Genomic DNA, 19939 nt, shown 5'->3' with positions numbered 1-19939 from the left:
TCCTTTAGATTTGTTTTTGATAATTTAGAATGAGAAGGAAGCAGAAGTAAACTATTCGTTCCTCAGAGTTTAGACTCATATCTCGATTTAGACTTCTGCATCCCTTTCATCAGGAACTCAAATAGAAATTAGGGCTAGTGACCCACTATCAAGGAGTTGAGCAGAACTGATGAATTCTCATTTCACTTTCTTAAAACGAATTTATGAAAAAGATTTTTATTGGAATCGACATTAGCAGCAAAACATTGGACATCTGTGTAAAGATTGATGGCAAAGTTCAGTATTTTAACATTCAGAACGAGATTAAGGCAATCAGATCATTATTCAAAAAGTATGCATCTGTAGAAACGGTGGTCGCAATGGAGAACACAGGTCGCTATAACTGGAACCTTCTTGAGGTTTTGGCCTGCATGAATCTTAGCGTCTATGTTCTTTCTCCGATGCACCTGAAGAAGAGTTTGGGGCTTACAAGAGGAAAGAACGACAAGGTTGATTCGCTCAGGATCTGCAGTTTCATAGAAAGGAACCAGCAGGAAAGTAGACCATGGAAACCATCGTCAATGCCCATCAAAAAGCTTAAGGTCCTGCTGGCCGAGCGGGCATCAAGGATAAGAATGAAGGGCCAGCTTGCCAGACAGCAGCATGACTACAAGTTGATGAAAAGCCTGGGCATGGACAAAGAGCTGCTCAGGCTGAACAAAAAACTGATCGAAGCGATTGATGTTCAGATAAAAAAGATCGAAGCAGATATCGAGAAAAATATCATGGCTGATGGCACCCTTAAGGAAAAAACCGAACTTATACGATCTGTACCGGGCGTAGGAAAGGTGGTATTATAAACAGAAGGTTCAAGATGGTAAAAACAAAATGAGTGTCCTGAATGCTGTTAGAAACAAAATAATCCACAGAATCTTTGCCGTCATAAAAAACCAAACCATTTATAAAAATGATTTGGTTTTGTCATAGAAATCGAGATGACGAAGTGAGAGATCTAATGCCAGGCTGCAAGTTAAACAAGCTCAAAGGAATATTCTGCAAACCCTTCCGTTTCCAGCGGATGATGAGTTACAACCAAACAGGTGATTTTTAACTCATCAAATAAAGTTTTCAGGTCGGTCATTACATCCTTTTTGAGCACATTATCTAAAGCCGAAAAAGGCTCATCCATTAGTAATAGACTAGGTTTTGTAGATAAAGCCCTTAAAATAGCCAGGCGTTGCTGCTGGCCACCTGACAGATGCTTGGGTTTATGTGTTCTAAAAGCGTCAAGCCTGCCTATCGCTATTAACCTGTCAATATATTGAGCATCGTTTGAACCATACTGAAGGTGTTCTATAACAGTCATATTTGGAAACAAGGCATAATCCTGAAATACAAAGCCTACACTACGTTTCTGAGGTTCCAGATTCCTGTTGGCTTTGGTATCAAGCCACACATTCTCGTTCGCCGTTATCTTTCCTTCTTCCGGTTTAATCAAACCGGCAATAATTTTTAAGAGCGTTGTTTTACCCGATCCAGAAGGACCAATAATCTGGGTAATGTGCCGATGATGAAATGAAGCCTTTACCTGAATCAGATTAGTTCCATTGTAGGTTCTAACTCTTTTTTTTATATTAATTTCTATCATTCAAGCGGGCTTTTTGCAGATTTTCTATTCAAAATAAAAACAGTCAGGACTATTACAAAAGTGATTGAAAACAGAATCAGGGAGTAGTAATTTGCATTGGCATAATCCATACTTTCTACCGAATCATAAATGGCGATCGAGGCAACTTTGGTTACACCTGGAATATTTCCGCCAATCATCAAAACAACACCAAATTCTCCTAAGGTATGAGCAAAAGTAAGCACAGCCGCAGTTAGCAAAGAGGATTTGATATTGGGTAATAATACATGCCAAAGGGTTTCAAACTTTGACTTACCCATGGTATAGGATGCTTCTCTAATCGAGGTAGGCAAATGTATAAAAGCCGATTTTACCGGACTCACCATAAAGGGTAAGCTATAAATAACCGACGCTAAGATTAAGCCCTCAAATGAAAATACCAGGTGTATATTAAAATGTTCCTGCAGCCATTCTCCCAAAGCATTTTTAGGGCTAAAAGCCAGTAACAGATAAAATCCCAGCACTGAAGGAGGCAACACCAATGGCATGGTAATTATTGCCTCAATGATTAGCTTAGGGATGGAACTACGGCCAGATAGCCAATAAGCTATGGGCAAGCCAATCACAAAAAGGATTAACGTTGTCACACAGGCAAGTTTTAGGCTAAGGAATATAGGTGTTAAATCCATTCTTTTTAAACTTACGGAATTCTATACCCATTCTTCTTAAAAAGCTGTTTAGCTGCGGGCGATTGAAGGTAACTGAAAAACTTTGAAGCTTTATCGTAATTCCCCTTTTTGGCATGAGTAAGAATAAGCATTCCTTGTTTTATTTCATCATAAACTCTAGGATCAACCTTCACCCATTTGAGTTTTGCAGCATCGGGCCTTTCGTATATCAATGCTTCTGTTGTAAAACCAACACTAGCCACTCCTGCAGAAATATAGGTGTTCACCTGCGAGATACTTTCTCCCAGTACCATTTTATCTTTGATCTTGTTCCATAACCTGTAATGACGCAAGGCCTGTTCTGCTGCCTTTCCATAAGGTGCTAGTACAGGATTAGCTACAGCTACCTTGTTTACTTTGTTGGTAGTTAACAGGCTCCGCCAGTTTTTCAATTCCAGATCTGAAGTGCTACATACAATTAAACTGCCTAAGGCATACACTTTCGGTGGGTTAGTTCCGAAACCTTCCTTATAAAGAGCATTTGGAAAATCCATATCAGCAGAAAGAAAAACATCATAAGGTGCGCCGTTCTTTATTTGAGCAGTTAGCTTTCCCGAAGAACCTGCAATAACCTCTATTTCAATTCCGGTTTTCTTTTTAAAATCTGCCTGCAAGGCTTTTATTACAAATTGTGCGTTGGCAGCTACAGCAACTCTTAAAGGTTGCGCATGTGTTGTCAACGACAACACTAAAAGCAGAAATAGAAATAGCTTTTTCATCCTGTTAATTGGCAAATTTAACCTTTATTGAAATAACCTGTCTCGCGTTTCTCGGTTTCCTTTTTTCACCCTCAATGATGATGTGGAACGGGCCCTCATCTGCTGATAATAAGGCGCCGTCCTTTCTGTTGGCCAGAATAATTTTACGCGAAGAAAATGCAGGATCAACTTCAGGCAATGAGAAWAGGACCTGGTAACCATCGCTGGCTTCTACCAGCAGATATTTGGTCAGATTTTCGCCTTTTAATTCTTCGGCTAAGGTCACTCCCGCATTTTTAAGCACAAGGCCAAGTTCAGCGCCGGTATAGGTATGTTCTTTTTCTGTCCGGTCTTTCTGGGTAATAGTGGTTTTAGGTAATTTATCTACGTCAGCAGGAGTTAATACCAGTTTGGTTTTCACCTCACCTTCGATAACTGCCGATAACTGTTTTGCATCAGTTTGAGCAAACAATTTGTTTGACGCCAGCGAGGCAATAAATAGGGAAGCAAGGAGTATTATTTTATAGGATTTCATATTAAAGATTATTGAATACTAAATTTACAAAGTAATTTCTGCCTGCTTCCGGAAAGCCTTCGCTAATTGCATAGTTTTTATCGAAAGCGTTGTTCACGCCTGCCTCAATAGAAATCCAGCGGTATCCTTTAACTTGCGCGCTAAAGTTTGCAACTGCAAATTCACTTGCTTTAGTACCATAGCTAGTGCTATAGCGCGAAGAATTGTATTCCATGCTGGCCAGTACCGAAGCTATATTTTTGAACTGGTAACCTGAAGATACCAGAACTTTGTGATCTGGAGCATCTGTAAATTTGAGTCCTTTATTGCTCAGATTTGCACGGTGCAAATAGCTGTATTGCGCTCCGGCATTCCACCCATTAAGGATCATGTAGTTAGCCGAGAACTCTGAACCGTAAAATTCTGCTTTACCTGTATTCTGGAGTTGAGATACATTGGGTTGCACATTACTTACCTGCATAATGGCATCAGTAATACGGCTATAGAAGAGGCTCGCGCCAACCTGAATTCTATTAATAAAGGTTCCGGAATAACCGGTTTCGTAATGCAAAGCTGCTTCCGATTTCAGATCCGGGTTAGGGAGGGCAGTTCCCATACGGTACGAATAACGGTCTTTTATGGTTGCGAAACGCGTTTTTCGTGCAACAGATGCATTCAATTTATGCTGTTCGTTTAACTGGTAAACTGCACCGAGCTGGGCATTAAAAGCATAATTGTCATTTTTAGGATGGTTAGTGATTTCCTTAGTGGCTGAATTGTAATTCTGAGCCTCAAGGCTGCTGCGCAGATTAACCCCTATACCCGGCAGCAATACTAACTGTTCGTTTACCTGATAGGAGTCTTCCAATCCTACAGAAGCCGTATAGTCTCTGGTAGTACGAATAGGTTCGCCTATATTGTATTCCTTATGACGATCATTTTTGAATTGAGCCGACGCACTTAAAAAATGTGTAGTACTTAATTGATTATTATATTCTAATGACCCGCCGTAGGTATCATCCTTGTAAATACTCTGAAAAGAAGAGCCTTTCTTTTGAGTAGTGTAGGTATTATCGTCAAAAGCACTCAACAGGTTGCCAAATTTATCATAATACAAACGTGTTTTTATGGCGCTGTTTTTAGTAATGCCTGTGGTTGATAAAAAGTAGTAGCTTTCTTTATCCCAGTAAGGCCATTGCCAGAAACGTGGAGTAATTTTAGCATCATCACCCACGTAAGGGGGATTGCCCTTCTGGCCATCTTGTTTCACATAGTTGAATGCATACTCATCACCTGCTTTTGGCGTAAACCCCACCTTAAATGAATATTTTACATCTTCACGATATGCATTTTCTCTTTTACCGCCGTCTTCATTTGGTTTGGCAACGAAGTCCTTAGAAACTGGAAAACCCTGTTGCTTTAACTGTGAGATGCTTCCCTGAAAATAGAACTTACCAAAATTTGATCCTGCATTCAGGTTCAAACGATGCCCATCTCCACTCATAAATCCTGAACGCGCATCAATTTCAAGTTTATTTACCGGTTTCCTCGATACAATATTGATCGCACCACCAAGTGTGTTTGCGCCATAGGTAACTGATGAAAAACCTTTGGAGACACTGATTTGTGAAACATCAAAAGTAGTAAAGCGGCCCAGATCTACATATCCGTCATAAGGCACATATACAGGAATTCCATCAATAAAAACAGGAACCTGCCTCAAATCAAAACCGCGAACCAGCACAACAGATTCATTTCTGGCCCCAACCTTGGTTAAATGAACTCCTGGCAATAGGTTCAAAGCACCTGAAACATCAAGTTTGTTATTCGCTTCAATTTTTTCACTGTTTACCGTATTGGTTTCATTTTCGGTTTTTCCCTTGATCTGCACTTCCCCCAATTTGAATACCCTTTTAGTGATGGGCAATGTGTCGGTTGGTTTGATGTCTGATTGGGCTGCGGCACTCAAGGAGAGTGCTAAAAAGAGTAAGGATAAGTAGGTTTTAGGCATTTAGTTTGATGGTTAATTGGTTGGTTTATAAATTCGGATTTGAAAATTCGGGGTTGTTTACAAATGATGAGTCGGTAAGCATATTTAAAAAGGCAATAACAGCCTTCTTTTCCTGTATAGTAAGTTGAAGACCTGTACCGTTTTTTCTATTTGATACACCTTTTAAGAAGGGACTGAGGTGTTTGGTTTCCAAATGTTCGCTGTAATGATCAAGCACCTGCTCCAATGAAATAAAACGACCGTCGTGCATGTAAGGGGCGGTCAGCGCTATATTCCTTAAGGTTGGGATTTTAAATCGGCCATGATCAGAGTCCAACCCGGTAATGGCTTGTATGCCATTATCTTTAGAGACGTTATCTAATCCATTGTTATGGAACAATTCCATATAGGTTTTTACCCCTCCATGGCAATGGGCACAATCTGCACCTCGTATTTTTCGGTCAGGTTGGGGTGCGGTCATAAACAAATTCATTCCCTCCAGTTCAATGGGAGAGGGCTGGTATTCCTTTTTCAGATACTTGTCATACAATGAATTTGCAGATATAAGGGTTCTTTCAAATTGCGAAATGGCTTTTGTGATTCTTGAAGGAGTGATAGCTGTATCACCAAATGCACTTTTAAACAAAGATGGATACACATCCGTATTTCTTAATTTATGAGCAGACACATCTAATGCCTGACCCATTTCATGTGGATTTGTTAACGGAAATACAGCTTGCTCTTCCAATCCAACCGAACGCCCGTCCCAAAAAAACTTGCGTGCCCAAAGTAGGTTAACCAAAGCCATAGAATTTCGGCTGGTTAAAGCTCCGTCTACGCCTACACTGAAAGATTTTCCATCGGTAAAAGCTTTAGATTGTTCATGGCAGCTGCCGCAAGATAATTTATTGTTTGCCGAGAGTCTCGTTTCATAAAATAGCCTACGCCCTAAGCCCACACCTTCTTTGGTAGTTAGATTATCTGAGGGAATGGTAATGCGATTACCGAAATTAGCTGGATAAGTGAACTGATAAGGGGAGGGGTTAGGTGCAAAAATTCGGAGCAACAAAAAGAATGATCCAATAACGCAAGCTAAAAGTTTGTAAAAATCATTCATGTTTATTGATATGCGTCTGAAAGTTCTATATTTATCGTTATATTTTTTAAAGTATAACGGTAAATATAGGATGAATGCCGCATTTGTCAATGGCAAATCAATAACTATTTGTGTTTTATATGATTTTTATCATATATTGTAGTGTCCGATACTGGTAATAGCTATATTTTTATAGAATTCTCTTCCTGTTTAAGAAATTCGGTGAATTTTTCCTGTAGTTTTTTAAATTCTGCAATCATATCAAGCCCTTTTTCAGTAACAATTGCCTTTCCGCCACCTGTACCGCCCCTCGATAGGACCACAAGAGCATCATCAAAGTGTCCATTTATATGCTGCACTAAATCCCAGGCCTGTTTGTACGACATTTTCATTTGTAGGGCAGCCTGTCGAAGTGAGCCACTGGCATGAATGCGTTCTAATAGCTCTACTCTGCCGTGGCCTAATACTTTTCCTGTTGGAGTTTCGATCCAAATCCGGCCGTTTAACTTAAAATTCGTTTGCCCGTTCATATTAATCTTGAACTTTAAATATAACAAAAAGTACAGTCATAGTGCCTATTCCGCAATTATAGAATCGGAAAGCTATATATTGATGCAATGATGTTGCTATATGGCGGGTGCCATGGTGTGGTATTTAAAACGAATATAAATTTAATATAATAATCTTGTAACCTTCGTAAGTGATTTATCATCTTATATTAAAACCCCAATTCAATTAAGATATGAAAAGCTTGAAAATCTTGTTACTGCTTGTAAGTATTTGTGTTACTCAGAGTTTAAATGCTCAGATAAAAACCTTGAAGGGGGAAAATTTATCAAGTACGGCAATCGATAAATTTATCCAGCAACAAATGGATTCGCTTAAAATACCTGCACTGTCCATCGCATTCATAAAAAACAATAAAATAGTGTATTATAAGGCAACGGGGGTTAGAAATGCTGAACATGGACGTGTGGATAACAATACGATTTTCGAAGCAGCGTCAATGACCAAAACTGTATTTGCATATGCCGTTCTTAAACTTGTTAAAGAACGTGTATTGAGTTTAGATACGCCGTTGTATAAATATTATCCTTATGATGATATCAGTTCCGATGAACGTTATAAGCTCATAACAGCGAGGATGGTTTTAGACCATTCTACGGGGTTTCCTAATTGGCGGGAAAACAATAAATTAACTATTAACTTTACTCCTGGTAGCAAATTTGGCTATTCGGGTGAAGCTTTTGAATATCTCGGACAGGTAGTAAAGCATTTAACGGGGAAGAATACAGATGAGCTTATTAAGGAATATGTATTTAATCCGTTGTCGATTAAAAATTCCTATTTGACCTATACTGAATATGTTAAAAAACATTTGACAGATGGTTTAAAAGACAATAAAACCTGGGGTAAAAACGATTTGTATCTACAACCTTATGTATCTTATAGTTTATACACCGATGCTAAAGACTATGCTAAGTTTGTGATTCAATTAATGAAAGAAAGCGACACCGCTAACAGTACTTTCCAATCAATGTCTGCTCCACAATTGGAGCTCGATACGGCGGAAATGAAGACAAAAATATCGGCTTGCCTTGGGATATTTGCAGAGCAAACGCCATATGGTGTGAAATATTTTCATCCCGGGAATAATGATGATCGTTTTACATCAATATTTGAGTTTTACAAGGATTCGAAAATCGGAGTTGTTTATTTCATGAATTGCATCAAACAAAATGAATTAACTAAAAGATTAAATGAGTTTTTAGTGAGTGGTAAATGATGGTGAAACAAAGTCTGAATCTGTTTATTTCCTTAAAATTTTTTCCATATCCTTTCCTTTTGCCAATTCGTCAACTAACTTATCCAAATAACGTATCTTTTGCATGAGTTGGTCTTCGATTTCTTCCACACGATAACCGCAAATTACACCCGTAATTTTTGAAACATTTGGATTTATTTGCGGTGCCTGAGCAAAAAAAGTTTCAAAATTGGTTTTGTTGTCGATGAGTTGTTGCAGGGATTGTTTGTCATATCCTGTCAGCCAAAATATGATCTCATCTAATTCTTCTTTTGTGCGTCCTTTTTTCTCCGCTTTTTGAATGTAATGCGGATAAACGCTCGCAAAAGACATTTTATATACTCTTGTATTGTCCATTTTATCTGTTATTAATTCTCAAAGTTGTTTTTTATTAGGGTTGTTAGTATGACTTAGCAAGGCCACCATCAAGTGGGATGCTTGCTCCCGTGAGATATGAAGCATATTCTGATGCCAAAAAAGCCACTAAATAACCATATTCCTCAGATTTACCAAGCCTTTTCATCGGAACTTCGTTTTCTCTTCCTTTCCTGATTTCAGAAACCGTTTGACCACTTGAGATTGCTTGTTTATCAATAAGGTCATTTATCCTTTCGGTATCGAAATAGCCTGTTAGAATATTATTGACGGTAATATGGTGTTTTGCTACTTCATTAGATAGTGTTTTGGCCCAGGCTGCAGTTGCAGATCGAATAGCATTCGAAAGCACCAGATTATCTATTGGTTCTATTACAGAAATGGAAGACACATTTATAATGCGACCATGTTTTTGTTTAATCATGTGGGGTAGCGCCAGTGATGTTGTTTCGCAAACTGTTTTGAATACAAGGTCAAAGGCCTGCTGATAGGACTTGACGTCTTGGTTTAATGCGGTTCCCGCTTTCGGACCGTTGGTGTTGTTCACCAAAATATCGACGGTATGGTTCTTGAAAAAATCAGAAATGATTATTTGATATTTTTCAAAATCTGAAAAGTCGGCAACAAGATACTGATGAACCTGATTTTCGTGCACCACGGGCAGAAGGGAAGTGATTTCTTTTAGTTTGGCCTCATTACGGGCCATTAAGGTTACATTGGCCCCGCATTTAGCCAGTTCCTCTGCTATAGCAAGTCCTAATCCCTGAGTACTTGCGCCAACCAGCGCATTTTTTGATGTTAGCTGAATGTTCATAATATAAATGACTTTCTAAATTCTAATGGCGATAAGTTGGTTTTTGTTTTAAACAACTTACTGAACGATTGTGGATGTTCAAAACCTAACGCATAAGCAACTTCACTTACGGATAAGTTAGTGGTAGATAGTTTTTCCTTCGCCTTTTCTATAAGCTTTTGATGGATGTGCTGCTGTGCATTTTGTCCGGTTAGGGAGCGCAGCATGTCACTTAAATAACTGGGTGATAGATTTAGTGTTTCGGCAAGATATTGAACAGTAGGAATACCCTCGCTTAAAGATCTTTCATCTGTGAAATAAGTGTCTAATATCCTTTCCAATTGTTGTAACAAGTCACTGTTTACTGCTTTTCTGGTAATGAACTGGCGTTTATAAAAACGATTGGCATAGTTTAGCAATAAATCAATCTGAGAAATCACCACATCCTGGCTAAAGTCGTCGATCCGGCTGTTCAGCTCATTTTCAATCATTTTGAAAACCTCTATGACCGTTGCTTTTTCCTCTTCTGAAAGATGTAAGGTTTCGTTCGTTGAATAAGAAAAAAAGCCATACTGCTTTACGTTTTTAGATAGTGGATAACCTAAAAAGAAATCCGGATGGATGAGCAAAGTATATGCAGAACATACAATATCGTCATCATCTTCGCTGCCAATAACCTGGCCGGGCGAAATGAACAATAAACCACCCTCATCAAAATCATAATAACCCTGTCCATATTTTAACCTCCCGCCAAGCCTGGGTTTGTATGATATTTTATAGAAACCGATTACATGATTTTGAAGAGGTCTAACCACTTCCATCTGTGAGTGAGGACCATTGAGCAGACTCACTAACGGATGTTTCGGCTTAGGTAACCCAAAAGCATGATGGGCATCTATTAAGGAAGCAATTTTCTGTGGAATGTTTTCTTTCTTTTTCATCGCCAATTGAAATGATAACCAATGGTTGGCTAAATATCGATTATCATTCCTGCTTTAACAAGTTATCTTATTTTAGATTGCATTATTTTGAGGATCCCTGTGCGGAACTAGAGACTTCTTCCCATTCTTCCCAGACAGCTAAACGCTCATTGTAAATATCACGCACCAATGGCAGGCATTGGCTACCGAGGAAGAGCCGTAGTGGCGGATTTTCTGCATCTACAACTTTGAATAGCGCATCTGGAGTCGCATTCGGATCGCCTCTTTCCATGGTGCTTAGGCTTTCAAAAAATGTTGCTTTAAATTCTGTGTAAATTTCCATTCCTTGTGCAAACTTCAATGAATCCTTACTACCAAATTCAGTAGCATAAGCGCCTGGCTCTATAATAGTTACCTTGATGCCAAAGGCTTTAATTTCTTCGGCAAGGCTTTCATGTATGGCTTCAAATGCCCATTTTGATGAACTATAGTAACCGATAACCGGTAGGGTAACATGGCCCAGATTACTAGATGTTCCCAATATGTGACCAAATCCTTGTTTCCGAAGTAATGGTAAAGCGGCTTGTATAACGGCAACAGGGCCAAGAACATTGGTTTCATAAAGTGCGCGAATATCGTATGTGCTGGCTTCTTCAATAGTTCCTACCAATGAATAGCCGGCATTGTTCAACACAATGTCGAGTCGGCCGAAATGCTTATAAGCTTGTTCCACTGTAGCCCTTACCTGCTCGGAATTTGTTACGTCAAGTTCTAAAGTCAGCACATTTTCACCATACCTTTCCTTCAGGTCTGCAATACTTTCCAAATTGCGTGCAGTAGCTGCAACCTTGTCGCCACGTTTTAGCGCTGCATCAGCCCAAACGCGCCCAAAACCTCTGGAAGTGCCCGTGATGAACCAAACTTTGTTTGCATTTGAATGATCTTTTTGATGTGTCATGATTTTATATTTTAAATAAATGATACAACAAAGGTCAACAGATAGCATTGCCTCCTCGTAGGCTAATTGAGGGTTTTTGTAGCCAAAATGAGGATGTCAGACCTAAGGCGATAATGCTTAATATGTCGCAAATTGGTCGTGAAATTGTCGTATATGCCCCTGATCAATACCTATTTTTACGTGCATCTTTGTTAAAGAAAATTAACATAAACATAAATCAATACTAAAAACTACTCTTATGTCAGACAACAAAGTTTCATTGCACAGAGTTATTAAGGCATCGCCTGATAAGGTATATCGTGCCTTCACCGAAGCCTTGGCTATCGCTTCGTGGTTACCACCTTATGGTTTCCTTTGTACTGTACACAGTATGGATGTTAAGGTAGGTGGTACATTTAGAATGTCGTTTCAAAATTTCACAACTGGTAATGGCCATTCATTTGGTGGAGAATACGTAGAGGTTAAACCAAGTGAGTTTTTGAAATACACAGATAAATTTGACGATCCAAACCTGCCAGGAGTAATGACCACTTCTGTTTGGTTTCAAAAAACATCGGTAGGTACGGAGCTAAAAGTATTGCAAGAAGGGATTCCTGCAGTAATACCAGCCGAAATGTGTTATCTGGGTTGGCAGGAATCGATTGAAAAATTGATTAAGTTGGTAGAACCTGAAATACCGGATGCTTGATTAGCTCCGGTTCAAACCACTGAATCAATTTTAGTGAAAATTGGTAATCGTCAAATATGGCTGACGGGAAAAGCAGTTGATCAGAAACGATCGGTCACAAAAGGAACGTTTTTCTAAGGCTGGACCCTCAGCATGATGATGAGTTTAATCTAAAACCCAACTTTGAAATCCCTCTACTGATTTAAATAACCATTCGGGGTTTAGTGCTTGCAAGGCAGTAATATCGGCAGTACTTGCCCAAGCTGCTGCTGCAATGGGGATGCCAATTTCCTTACAGTAAACTATATCGCTTGGTGCATCACCAACATACAGACATTCTTCGGCCTCGGCCTTAAAACGCTTTAACACAGATCTGATACCGTTCACTTTATTAGGGCCATCTGGCGAACCGGTTTCTAACACATCAAAGTATTCTGACAGGCCAAATTGTTCAAGCGAAATTTTTGTGCTGTACTTACCCTTTCCAGTAACCATGGCCAGTTGTACGCCTTTATTTTGCAAGCTTTCGAGTAACTCTTTAATCCCCTGAAAAGGGGCTGGGCAGGTATAATGTAGTTGTTCGTAATACGTCAGGTAAGATTTTACACCGGCATCCTCGTGGAGTGGAATCAGTTTTCTTATGGTGCCTTCTTCAGATGGGCCAAAGGTTGCCACAATTTCTTCGTCGCTAATCCGCTTACCTAACAATGGCTCTATGCTCTTTTTAAAAGCAGCAATACATAATGGTAAGGTATCTGCAATGGTTCCGTCCAGGTCAAAAATGATTACTTTGAAATTTGTCATTGTCTTTGAATTAGTATTAAATATGCAAATATACGCTATTTTTTGTAAATATTATGCAAATATATTGTATTTATTTGTACTTTAGATGCAAATAATTTGCAATGACAAAATCAAAACGCCAACAACATATCTTAGATCAGTTGCGTCTGAACGATCAGGTGAGCTATCAGGAACTGGCAGCAAAACTGCAAACTTCAGAAGATACTATAAGGCGTGATATTCGCGAGATGGCCGATGCCGGCTTAATAACCAGGGTAAAAGGTGGGGCACAGCCAAGAGCCATATTACCAGTTACTTACCAGGAAAGAGAACTGTATGCAAATGGGGAAAAGCGGGTTGTAGCCCAAAAAGCAGCACGTCTGTTTAAAGATGGGCAAGTTGTTGTTTTCGATGGTGGTACAACACCTTTTCTAATTGCCAGCTATTTGCCACGGAACATTGAATTAACCCTCATTACCCATAGCTATCCTATTGCCAATTTAACCTTTGATTTTCCCAATATTGAACTCATTTTTGCAGGAGGGAAAGCTTCCAAAAAGTCGAAAGTTTCTACCGGTTTCGATGTGCTTAAAAAGTACAATACCCTTCACGCAGATATCAGCGTACTCGGTGTACATAGTCTGCATATCGATCAGGGTGTAACGGACCCTGTACTGGAAGAAGCGGACGTTAAAACACGGATTAGCGAAATGAGCGACCAGTTGATCGTTGTACCTACCACAGAAAAGCTGAATGCAGTATCGACCATTGAAATATGTAAAACAGATGTTATCGACCTGATGATCACCAATCTGGATCCCGAAGATTTATTATTACAACCTTACCGGAAAGCCGGGATAAAACTCCTTTAATATTATGTCGTCAACGATTTTAAATTATGCCAAGCGCCTCAGGTCTATTGCCCATTTGGGTTTAACTTATGCCAACAATGAATATGATACAGATCGGTATCGGGAATTGGAGCAGATCAGTTTAGAAATGATGAACATGGCAACCGGATTACCATCAGATCAGTTAGCTGGCTATTTTAGCGCAGCAAAGGAATATAYCACCCCCAAAGTAGATATACGGGCAGTTATTTTTGACCACAAAAATGAGATTTTGCTGGTCAAAGAGAAAGCAGATGGCAAATGGTCTCTGCCAGGCGGATGGGCAGATATCGGACAGTCTCCAACGGAAGCCGCTGTAAAAGAAGCTTTAGAAGAAACGGGCTTTAATGTTAAACCGATAAAGCTATTAGCTGTGTTGGATAAACGCTGCCATCCACATCCTCCTCAATTAGATTACGTATACAAGATCTTTATTCAGTGTGAAATTACAAGCGGAGAATACAACCAGGCATTTGATATTTTAGATATGGGCTTTTTCAAACAAGATGATTTACCGGAGCTTTCGGAAGACAGGGTGCTGGCCGGGCAAATTGACTTAATGTTTGAGTATTTAAATGATCCTGAAAAGCAAGCATTGATTGATTAAATTAGAATCTAAAAAAGGTATCTCTGCCACCAACCTTGCCGCCAAAATTCTGAATGTTGTAAGTCAAAGTTAGCAAGCCATGACGGCCTAAATTATTCGTGCTGATATCCCGGATATAGTTCTCGCTGATGTTAATAGACCTCCTTGTATTAGTATTTAGAATATCATTCACCGCAAACTTCAACTGAGCTTTGTCGTTCTTTAGGAATAAGAAAGTAAGGCCGGCATTCCAAATTTGAATGTTATTGTTAAACCCTGCTATGGTTTGGGTATTGTACTGTAGCTTATAGGTTGTTTCCCAAACCATTTTTTTTGGAAAACGAAGAACCAGTTCAGTTTCACTTGTATGTACCAGAAAATCCAGATCACTATAAAAAGGATCGTCATAAGAACTTTTATTAATACCCAGGTTATAGGTCTCGGCAAACTCAAACTTATCATTTAAATTAAGTCGAGTGTTGAGTCTTGGGGTTAAAGCTATATTATTGGCGAAACTTTTTACTGAATTAACCAGTACTACATCGTGATTATAGGTTAGCCAAAAACCACCTCCAAATGTAAACTGGTTCTTGCCATTTTTAATCTCCTTGCTTACGGACCCACCGCCATTAAACTGCCATATGCCGTCTTCATTAACAGGAGTGTTTACCTGAACACCGTTGTCGCGTACTACCCTGGACATCACAATTGCATCTTTCTGAAATGTCAGGAAGCCATTATAGAAATAATTGAGCAAATGTTTTGTGTCATATTTAGATACCCTTGTTCCAATTTGATGAGCTCTTGCAGGTCTCAGGTTAGGATTACCTTCTTGTATGAACAAAGGATTAGAGTTGTTGGCTACAGGCTGAATGTATTTTACATCTGGTTCTCTGAAAGATGGGGAGTAATCCAGACTAAAGGTCTTGTATCTCACCGTCAGCGAAGGGGCAACGAAGCGGTAATGCTGTTCAAATGAGGCTGCGCTATTGAAATTGTTTTGCAGGTCAATGGTATTAAGTACAAAACCTGGCTGGATGTTAAAGTCCTTTGTAATCTTCCATCTCAAACTTGCACGTGAATTGCTTTTATATCCATTTTGAGTAACTGTTTCTGATAGTGTAGGAACCGCAATATCATACGCCTGATTTAGTGGGTTTTTATAAAAAGTAAATAGGGCATTTTCATTGTCAAGATAATTGCCGCCAACAGCAAAACTTAGTGCAAACGCTTTGCTAATCGGTTCGGCATAGTTGGCATTTAAGCTCAGTCCAAAATTACGGATGTTGTTATCTCTTAGCTGATCTGTTACACTATTTGAAGGCGGATTATAGAAATCATTCTTCGCTATATTAAAATTATCATTGAGATTATCTCTTTCACTGATGCCTATGGCAGCATAGAAAGTTCTTCCAGGTTTCTTAAAGTCTTTCCAGAAACTGCCGTTAAAATAATACTCTGTATTTGTTCCCCGCAATCTACTATCATTTATCCCATTGTTCAGTAAAATGCTACTAGCATCCCTGGTCTCAGTTTGTTGAAAGCCATTGTTGCGAACAGTGCGAAGAACAACAGAAGGCTCCAGTATTAGCTTGGTCAGCGTATCAATTTGCCATTCAGCCTTGGCGCCAATGTTGTGGTTATAATTCTTGTTGCGCTGATTGGAATTGGTTGTGGTGTGTAGCTTTTCATTACCCAGATTTTGATTAGCATCAATGATCTGTTCAAGGGAGTTATCAATCGACCCAAAGAAATACTTACCGTTCACTATTATCCCACCTTTGGTAAGTGTATTAAAATTTGCACCAGCCCCGGTTGAACGCTGCACTCCTGCAGAAGAGCCACCAAATGAAATGTCATTTACAAAAGCAGTTCCATCACTATTGGTATACATAGAACTAATGCCGCTTCTGGAAAACCCACCAATACGTGAAATCTCTCCAACATTAAAACCTGGTTTGTTCACATTGTTACCATAAGCCAGCAGACTTAGTTGTGTCGTATCTCTGAAAAAATTTAAAATGCCACCAGTTTCATATAACTCTTTTAGACCACCACCTGCATAAAGTTTACCAAAAGCGCCCTGTTTGATGGCTTTCTTCAGCTTTAAATTGATTACCTGTGGCACATTTCCGGCCAGTAGATCCGGATCCTGTCTTTTGGCCTCCTGATCGTCAGTAACCTGAACTTTGTCTATGATATTTGCGGGGAGATTCTTGGTCGCAATCTGTTGGTCCCCTCCAAAAAACTCTTTTCCGTCAACCAATATCTTACTAACATCTTTACCATTTACCTGTATACTGCCATTTGCAGCAACCGTTACACCAGGAAGTTTTTTCAGCAAATCATCTACTACAGCAGTGGGAAGGGTTTTAAACGATCCGGCATTAAACTCAATCGTGTCTTTTCGAACAATGATAGGGGGGCGTTCTGAATAGATAACCACCTCATTTAAAGCATTTGTTTTCACAGACATTAGCAGATTCCCCAGATCTAAGTTAGTGCCTGCTGTAGTTAGCGTAACCTCTTTACGTAAAACCAAATATTGCCAGGCATTTACCACCAGGCGATACTTTGTTCCAGCTTCCAGGTTTGAAATCTTGAACACACCTTTGTCGTCAGACAGTTTGTAGGTCGTTAAAATCTGTAAGTTTTATCTCGGCGAATCTCCAATTGGGCCAGTTGGACCAGGACTTCCTTTAGGCCCGGAAGATTCTATTTTCACACGTAACTTAGACGATCGTTCCGCAACCTCCTCAGCTCTAATCCTGACCTCCTCGGCTCTTGTTTTAGCTGCATCTATTCTTATTTTGGATTGGTCCAATCTTATCTTCGCTTCATCAGCTCTCGCCCTTGCTTCATCAGCTCTCGCTCTTGTTTCATCGGATCTTATTTTTGCTTCATCAGATCTTCTCTTATTCACCTCAGACCTCTTCCTGTCTTCTTCAAACCTCGCTTTCGCTTCATCAGATTTTATCTTAATCATTTCAGACTGAACAACATTTGCTCCAGGCAGCTTCGAAGAATTACTTCTTTTAAGTTTAACCCTCTTCTTTGGCGGCCTGGTGGTCAGTTTTTTTCGAAGCTTTAATGTGTCGGTCTGTGGCTTAATTGTATTTTTAGCCACAAGAGTAAGCAAGTGATCAGGAGTGTTGCTTACGCTTTGTGAACCTACAGACGAAAATGCTGCAGTCAACACAACAGCAGTTATCAAACAAACAGTCAGTAAGCTTTTTTCTATGCCACTCAAAGTATGGTTATCATTTGAAACCATCCGTCTCACACGTCCAACTAAACTGTTTCTGTTTGCAGAAAGCATCATTGCAAATCGCTGATTTGCCTGGTATTGCTGGCAAGAAAGCAAAGCATTTATATAAACTGTTTTATTCTGTTTAGTGGCTATTACCATATCATCACAGCAGTTTTCCCTTTCTTCTTTAATCAGCGTTGATATCCATAAAACTGCCGGATTAAAGAAAAATATAAGCTCCAGAAAGTTTTGCAATACATTGACCAGGTAATCCCTACGGCGAATATGACTTAACTCATGAAGTAAAATTACCTCCACCTCGGCAACGGATAAATTAGTCAGCAAGCCAACCGGAAGTAAAATCAGCGGTTTTAAATGACCAAGAACCATTGGTATTTTTGCAATCCCAGACTCAGCTACAGTTATTTTATTTTTAATCTGCAACACCTCACACAAATAGCTGACCTTATCTTCCCAGTATTTCCCTATTGGTATCAGCTGTTCGCGCTTCAAACGATACAGATTATAAAATCCTACACCAAGCCTGGTAAATTTGATGCAAATCATTAAAAACCAGATAAGCACAATGATCTCCGATTTTGAATTCAAATATTGATAACCGGAAAAAAGAATGTTGTTCTCACTTGAGCCAATTGTCTGATTATATACGTCCTTAATGTCCTCGGTACCAGTCAAATGGAAAAATAGGGTCAAGCCTGTGGCCAAAGTAAACATTAAAAGATATCCAGCCAGTAATCTATACCTTAACCTGGCGCTCGACTTACGGGTAAAAATGATAGTTAAACCAGTAACCACAGAAAGTACCAAACCTAACCACAGAGATTGTAGTAAAGTATCGCAAATTGCTTGTATCAGCTGATGTTTCATATTGAAAATGATTAATTAGTTATTCCTCATTAATTTTGTTTAGCAGGTCTCTAATCTCTTTCACATCCTCTTTTGATGTGCTTCCGTTTCCTAGTAGTTGTACTACCAGCTTACTCGCAGAACCATTATACATTGCGTCTACAAATTTCTTCAAGAGGTGACGCTTTGTTTTCTCTTCGTTTTCTGTAACATGGTAAATGTGTTTTACCGCGCTTTCATCTCTTTTCAGGATTTTCTTTTCGGCCATGATTTGCATCAGCTTCAAAGTAGAAGTATAGTTGATTTCCCTGCGTTCATTTAGTTTATCATTTACAAATCTAACTGACGACGGACCATATTCCCATACTACCTGGAGTATCTCAAGTTCCGATTTAGTAGGTTCAATTTTGTTGTTTTCAGTTTCGTTATTTGCTTTCATAAATCTAATGTAGGAATTTTTTCGTACGAAACAATAGGTAGTTATATTTTTATTTTCTGCTCGTCCAAATCAGCCCGCTAAAATGTCTATTTTGACCTATGCCAGGCAGCATCATTGCATGTAAATTTGATTAATCATTAAAGATTAATTAGATAACTATGAAACCATCCGATTTCACTATCAAGGACAAGAACTTAACTTAGCTTAATTGTTTGAAAAACAGTAAATTTATAAGAAGGAAAAGTCTAAATACTCACCCTAAAATCTAAAAAACATGAAACTTAAAAGTTTAGCCGTGGTACTATTTTTAATCATAGGCAGCCAAATGGCAAAGGCGCAAGTAACAGTAACCGATCTGATAAAGGAATGGGAAAGGTCAAAAGCTTATACTAAGGAATATCTGGATGCAATGCCAGAAAGTGGCTATGCTTTAAAGCCCACTCCAGAAATGCGATCTTTTGCCGAACAGGTGTTACACCTGGGTGATGCCAATTATGGTTTTGTTTCGGCTGTTACAGGTACTAAGAGCCCGGTTGGGCAGGGGGAGCTGGAAAAAACCAGTGATAAATCCAAAACCAATGTGAGCAATTTGGTACTGGCCAGCTATGATTTTGTGATCGATAACATAAAAAAGATGACCGATGCGCAACTCGATGCACCCATCAAATTATTTGGAAAATTTGATATGACCAAAAGATTGGCTCTGGCTAAAGTTTTTGAGCATCAGGCACATCACAGAGGACAAACAACTGTATATCTTCGATTGGCAGGCGTTAAACCACCGCAAGAAAAACTTTTTTAGGTACGTTTTCTGGAACCTCTAGATTCTGTTAAAGGGACAATTTAAATTACTCCCTTAACAGAATCTTAAAAATCAGGTCATTTATTTAGTTTCCTTTACCAGAACACCTTTTGCATCCCATACCAATAAGCTGCCCTTAACAAGATCATCATCTGCATGATCAAGAGTAAGCG

Annotated in this window: 21 protein-coding genes; 6 read left to right on the top strand and 15 right to left on the bottom strand. The window is 39.2% G+C overall.

Translation table 11 applies throughout. The features are described 5' to 3' along the window. The first annotated feature begins 203 nt into the window (after positions 1 to 203). Positions 204 to 839, top strand: a complete 636-nt coding sequence (locus AC1DG9_RS12685) for an IS110 family transposase (protein WP_477634706.1) — start codon at positions 204 to 206, stop codon at positions 837 to 839. Between the two features lie 170 nt (positions 840 to 1009). Here AC1DG9_RS12685 and AC1DG9_RS12680 read toward each other — a convergent pair whose 3' ends face one another. From AC1DG9_RS12680 to AC1DG9_RS12650, 7 genes are all read right to left on the bottom strand, one after another. Then, entirely contained in the window at positions 1010 to 1627 is a 618-nt protein-coding gene (locus AC1DG9_RS12680; protein WP_337718176.1) for an ABC transporter ATP-binding protein, read from the bottom strand. Beyond that, positions 1624 to 2295, bottom strand: coding sequence for a molybdate ABC transporter permease subunit (gene modB, locus AC1DG9_RS12675; RefSeq protein ID WP_337718178.1), 672 nt, complete (start codon positions 2293 to 2295; stop codon positions 1624 to 1626). Before modB ends, AC1DG9_RS12680 begins: the two co-directional genes overlap by 4 nt. 11 nt (positions 2296 to 2306) lie before the next feature. Continuing rightward, positions 2307 to 3053, bottom strand: a complete 747-nt coding sequence (gene modA / locus AC1DG9_RS12670; protein ID WP_337718180.1) for a molybdate ABC transporter substrate-binding protein — start codon at positions 3051 to 3053, stop codon at positions 2307 to 2309. Between the two features lie 4 nt (positions 3054 to 3057). Beyond that, positions 3058 to 3567: a molybdopterin-binding protein gene (locus AC1DG9_RS12665; RefSeq protein WP_337718181.1), complete on the bottom strand. Its 510-nt coding sequence runs from the start codon at positions 3565 to 3567 to the stop codon at positions 3058 to 3060. A 1-nt stretch (position 3568) separates the two neighbouring features. Further along, positions 3569 to 5557: a TonB-dependent receptor plug domain-containing protein gene (locus AC1DG9_RS12660; protein ID WP_337718183.1), complete on the bottom strand. Its 1989-nt coding sequence runs from the start codon at positions 5555 to 5557 to the stop codon at positions 3569 to 3571. A 25-nt stretch (positions 5558 to 5582) separates the two neighbouring features. Continuing rightward, positions 5583 to 6653, bottom strand: coding sequence for a cytochrome-c peroxidase (locus tag AC1DG9_RS12655; protein WP_337718185.1), 1071 nt, complete (start codon positions 6651 to 6653; stop codon positions 5583 to 5585). A gap of 161 nt (positions 6654 to 6814) precedes the next feature. Further along, positions 6815 to 7162, bottom strand: a complete 348-nt coding sequence (locus tag AC1DG9_RS12650; protein ID WP_337718188.1) for a winged helix-turn-helix domain-containing protein — start codon at positions 7160 to 7162, stop codon at positions 6815 to 6817. 212 nt (positions 7163 to 7374) lie between these two features. Between AC1DG9_RS12650 and AC1DG9_RS12645 the strand changes: the two genes are divergently transcribed. Beyond that, positions 7375 to 8418 carry a serine hydrolase domain-containing protein gene (locus AC1DG9_RS12645; RefSeq protein WP_337718190.1) on the top strand — a complete coding sequence of 348 codons (1044 nt, stop codon included), beginning with the start codon at positions 7375 to 7377 and terminating at the stop codon, positions 8416 to 8418. A gap of 24 nt (positions 8419 to 8442) precedes the next feature. On the opposite strand, the gene AC1DG9_RS12640 is transcribed toward AC1DG9_RS12645, so the two are convergent. The 4 genes from AC1DG9_RS12640 to AC1DG9_RS12625 all read right to left on the bottom strand — a co-directional run bounded on the left by AC1DG9_RS12640 (position 8443) and on the right by AC1DG9_RS12625 (position 11482). Then, complete coding sequence (locus AC1DG9_RS12640) at positions 8443 to 8793, bottom strand: DUF2200 domain-containing protein (protein WP_337718191.1); 351 nt, start codon at positions 8791 to 8793, stop codon at positions 8443 to 8445. A gap of 43 nt (positions 8794 to 8836) precedes the next feature. Then, complete coding sequence (locus AC1DG9_RS12635) at positions 8837 to 9625, bottom strand: SDR family oxidoreductase (RefSeq protein WP_337718193.1); 789 nt, start codon at positions 9623 to 9625, stop codon at positions 8837 to 8839. Then, the gene (locus AC1DG9_RS12630; protein WP_337718195.1) at positions 9622 to 10545 is read right to left on the bottom strand and encodes a helix-turn-helix domain-containing protein; all 924 of its coding nucleotides are present in this window, start codon (positions 10543 to 10545) and stop codon (positions 9622 to 9624) included. Before AC1DG9_RS12630 ends, AC1DG9_RS12635 begins: the two co-directional genes overlap by 4 nt. A gap of 82 nt (positions 10546 to 10627) precedes the next feature. Next, positions 10628 to 11482, bottom strand: coding sequence for an SDR family NAD(P)-dependent oxidoreductase (locus tag AC1DG9_RS12625; protein WP_172660251.1), 855 nt, complete (start codon positions 11480 to 11482; stop codon positions 10628 to 10630). Between the two features lie 238 nt (positions 11483 to 11720). Here AC1DG9_RS12625 and AC1DG9_RS12620 point away from each other — a divergent pair, with 238 nt between their 5' ends. After that, positions 11721 to 12170, top strand: coding sequence for an SRPBCC family protein (locus tag AC1DG9_RS12620; RefSeq protein WP_337718196.1), 450 nt, complete (start codon positions 11721 to 11723; stop codon positions 12168 to 12170). Positions 12171 to 12314: 144 nt separating this feature from the next. On the opposite strand, the gene AC1DG9_RS12615 is transcribed toward AC1DG9_RS12620, so the two are convergent. Then, positions 12315 to 12953, bottom strand: coding sequence for an HAD family hydrolase (locus tag AC1DG9_RS12615; protein ID WP_172660253.1), 639 nt, complete (start codon positions 12951 to 12953; stop codon positions 12315 to 12317). A gap of 101 nt (positions 12954 to 13054) precedes the next feature. On the opposite strand from AC1DG9_RS12615, the gene AC1DG9_RS12610 reads away from it, so the two are divergent. Both AC1DG9_RS12610 and AC1DG9_RS12605 read left to right on the top strand, forming a co-directional pair. Next, entirely contained in the window at positions 13055 to 13804 is a 750-nt protein-coding gene (locus tag AC1DG9_RS12610) for a DeoR/GlpR family DNA-binding transcription regulator (protein ID WP_337718197.1), read from the top strand. Positions 13805 to 13808: 4 nt separating this feature from the next. Then, positions 13809 to 14429 (top strand): NUDIX hydrolase N-terminal domain-containing protein, encoded by a 621-nt coding sequence (locus AC1DG9_RS12605; protein WP_477634705.1) that lies wholly within the window; start codon positions 13809 to 13811, stop codon positions 14427 to 14429. 1 nt (position 14430) lies between these two features. Here AC1DG9_RS12605 and AC1DG9_RS12600 read toward each other — a convergent pair whose 3' ends face one another. Genes AC1DG9_RS12600 through AC1DG9_RS12590 form a run of 3 tightly spaced genes read right to left on the bottom strand, consistent with a single transcriptional unit; the run spans position 14431 to position 18964 of the window. Continuing rightward, positions 14431 to 17016: an outer membrane beta-barrel protein gene (locus AC1DG9_RS12600; RefSeq protein WP_477634704.1), complete on the bottom strand. Its 2586-nt coding sequence runs from the start codon at positions 17014 to 17016 to the stop codon at positions 14431 to 14433. Between the two features lie 45 nt (positions 17017 to 17061). Next, positions 17062 to 18546 carry a M56 family metallopeptidase gene (locus tag AC1DG9_RS12595; protein ID WP_337718201.1) on the bottom strand — a complete coding sequence of 495 codons (1485 nt, stop codon included), beginning with the start codon at positions 18544 to 18546 and terminating at the stop codon, positions 17062 to 17064. A gap of 19 nt (positions 18547 to 18565) precedes the next feature. Beyond that, on the bottom strand, positions 18566 to 18964 hold the full coding sequence (locus tag AC1DG9_RS12590; protein WP_288883279.1) for a BlaI/MecI/CopY family transcriptional regulator: 399 nt from the start codon (positions 18962 to 18964) through the stop codon (positions 18566 to 18568). 274 nt (positions 18965 to 19238) lie between these two features. Here AC1DG9_RS12590 and AC1DG9_RS12585 point away from each other — a divergent pair, with 274 nt between their 5' ends. Then, complete coding sequence (locus AC1DG9_RS12585; protein ID WP_288883281.1) at positions 19239 to 19766, top strand: DinB family protein; 528 nt, start codon at positions 19239 to 19241, stop codon at positions 19764 to 19766. The last annotated feature ends 173 nt before the right edge of the window (positions 19767 to 19939 follow it).

The organism is Pedobacter sp. 05L430 (genome assembly GCF_056397585.1).
The sequence above is the reverse complement of the archived record's forward strand: the minus strand, read 5'-3'. Positions and strand labels throughout refer to the sequence as shown.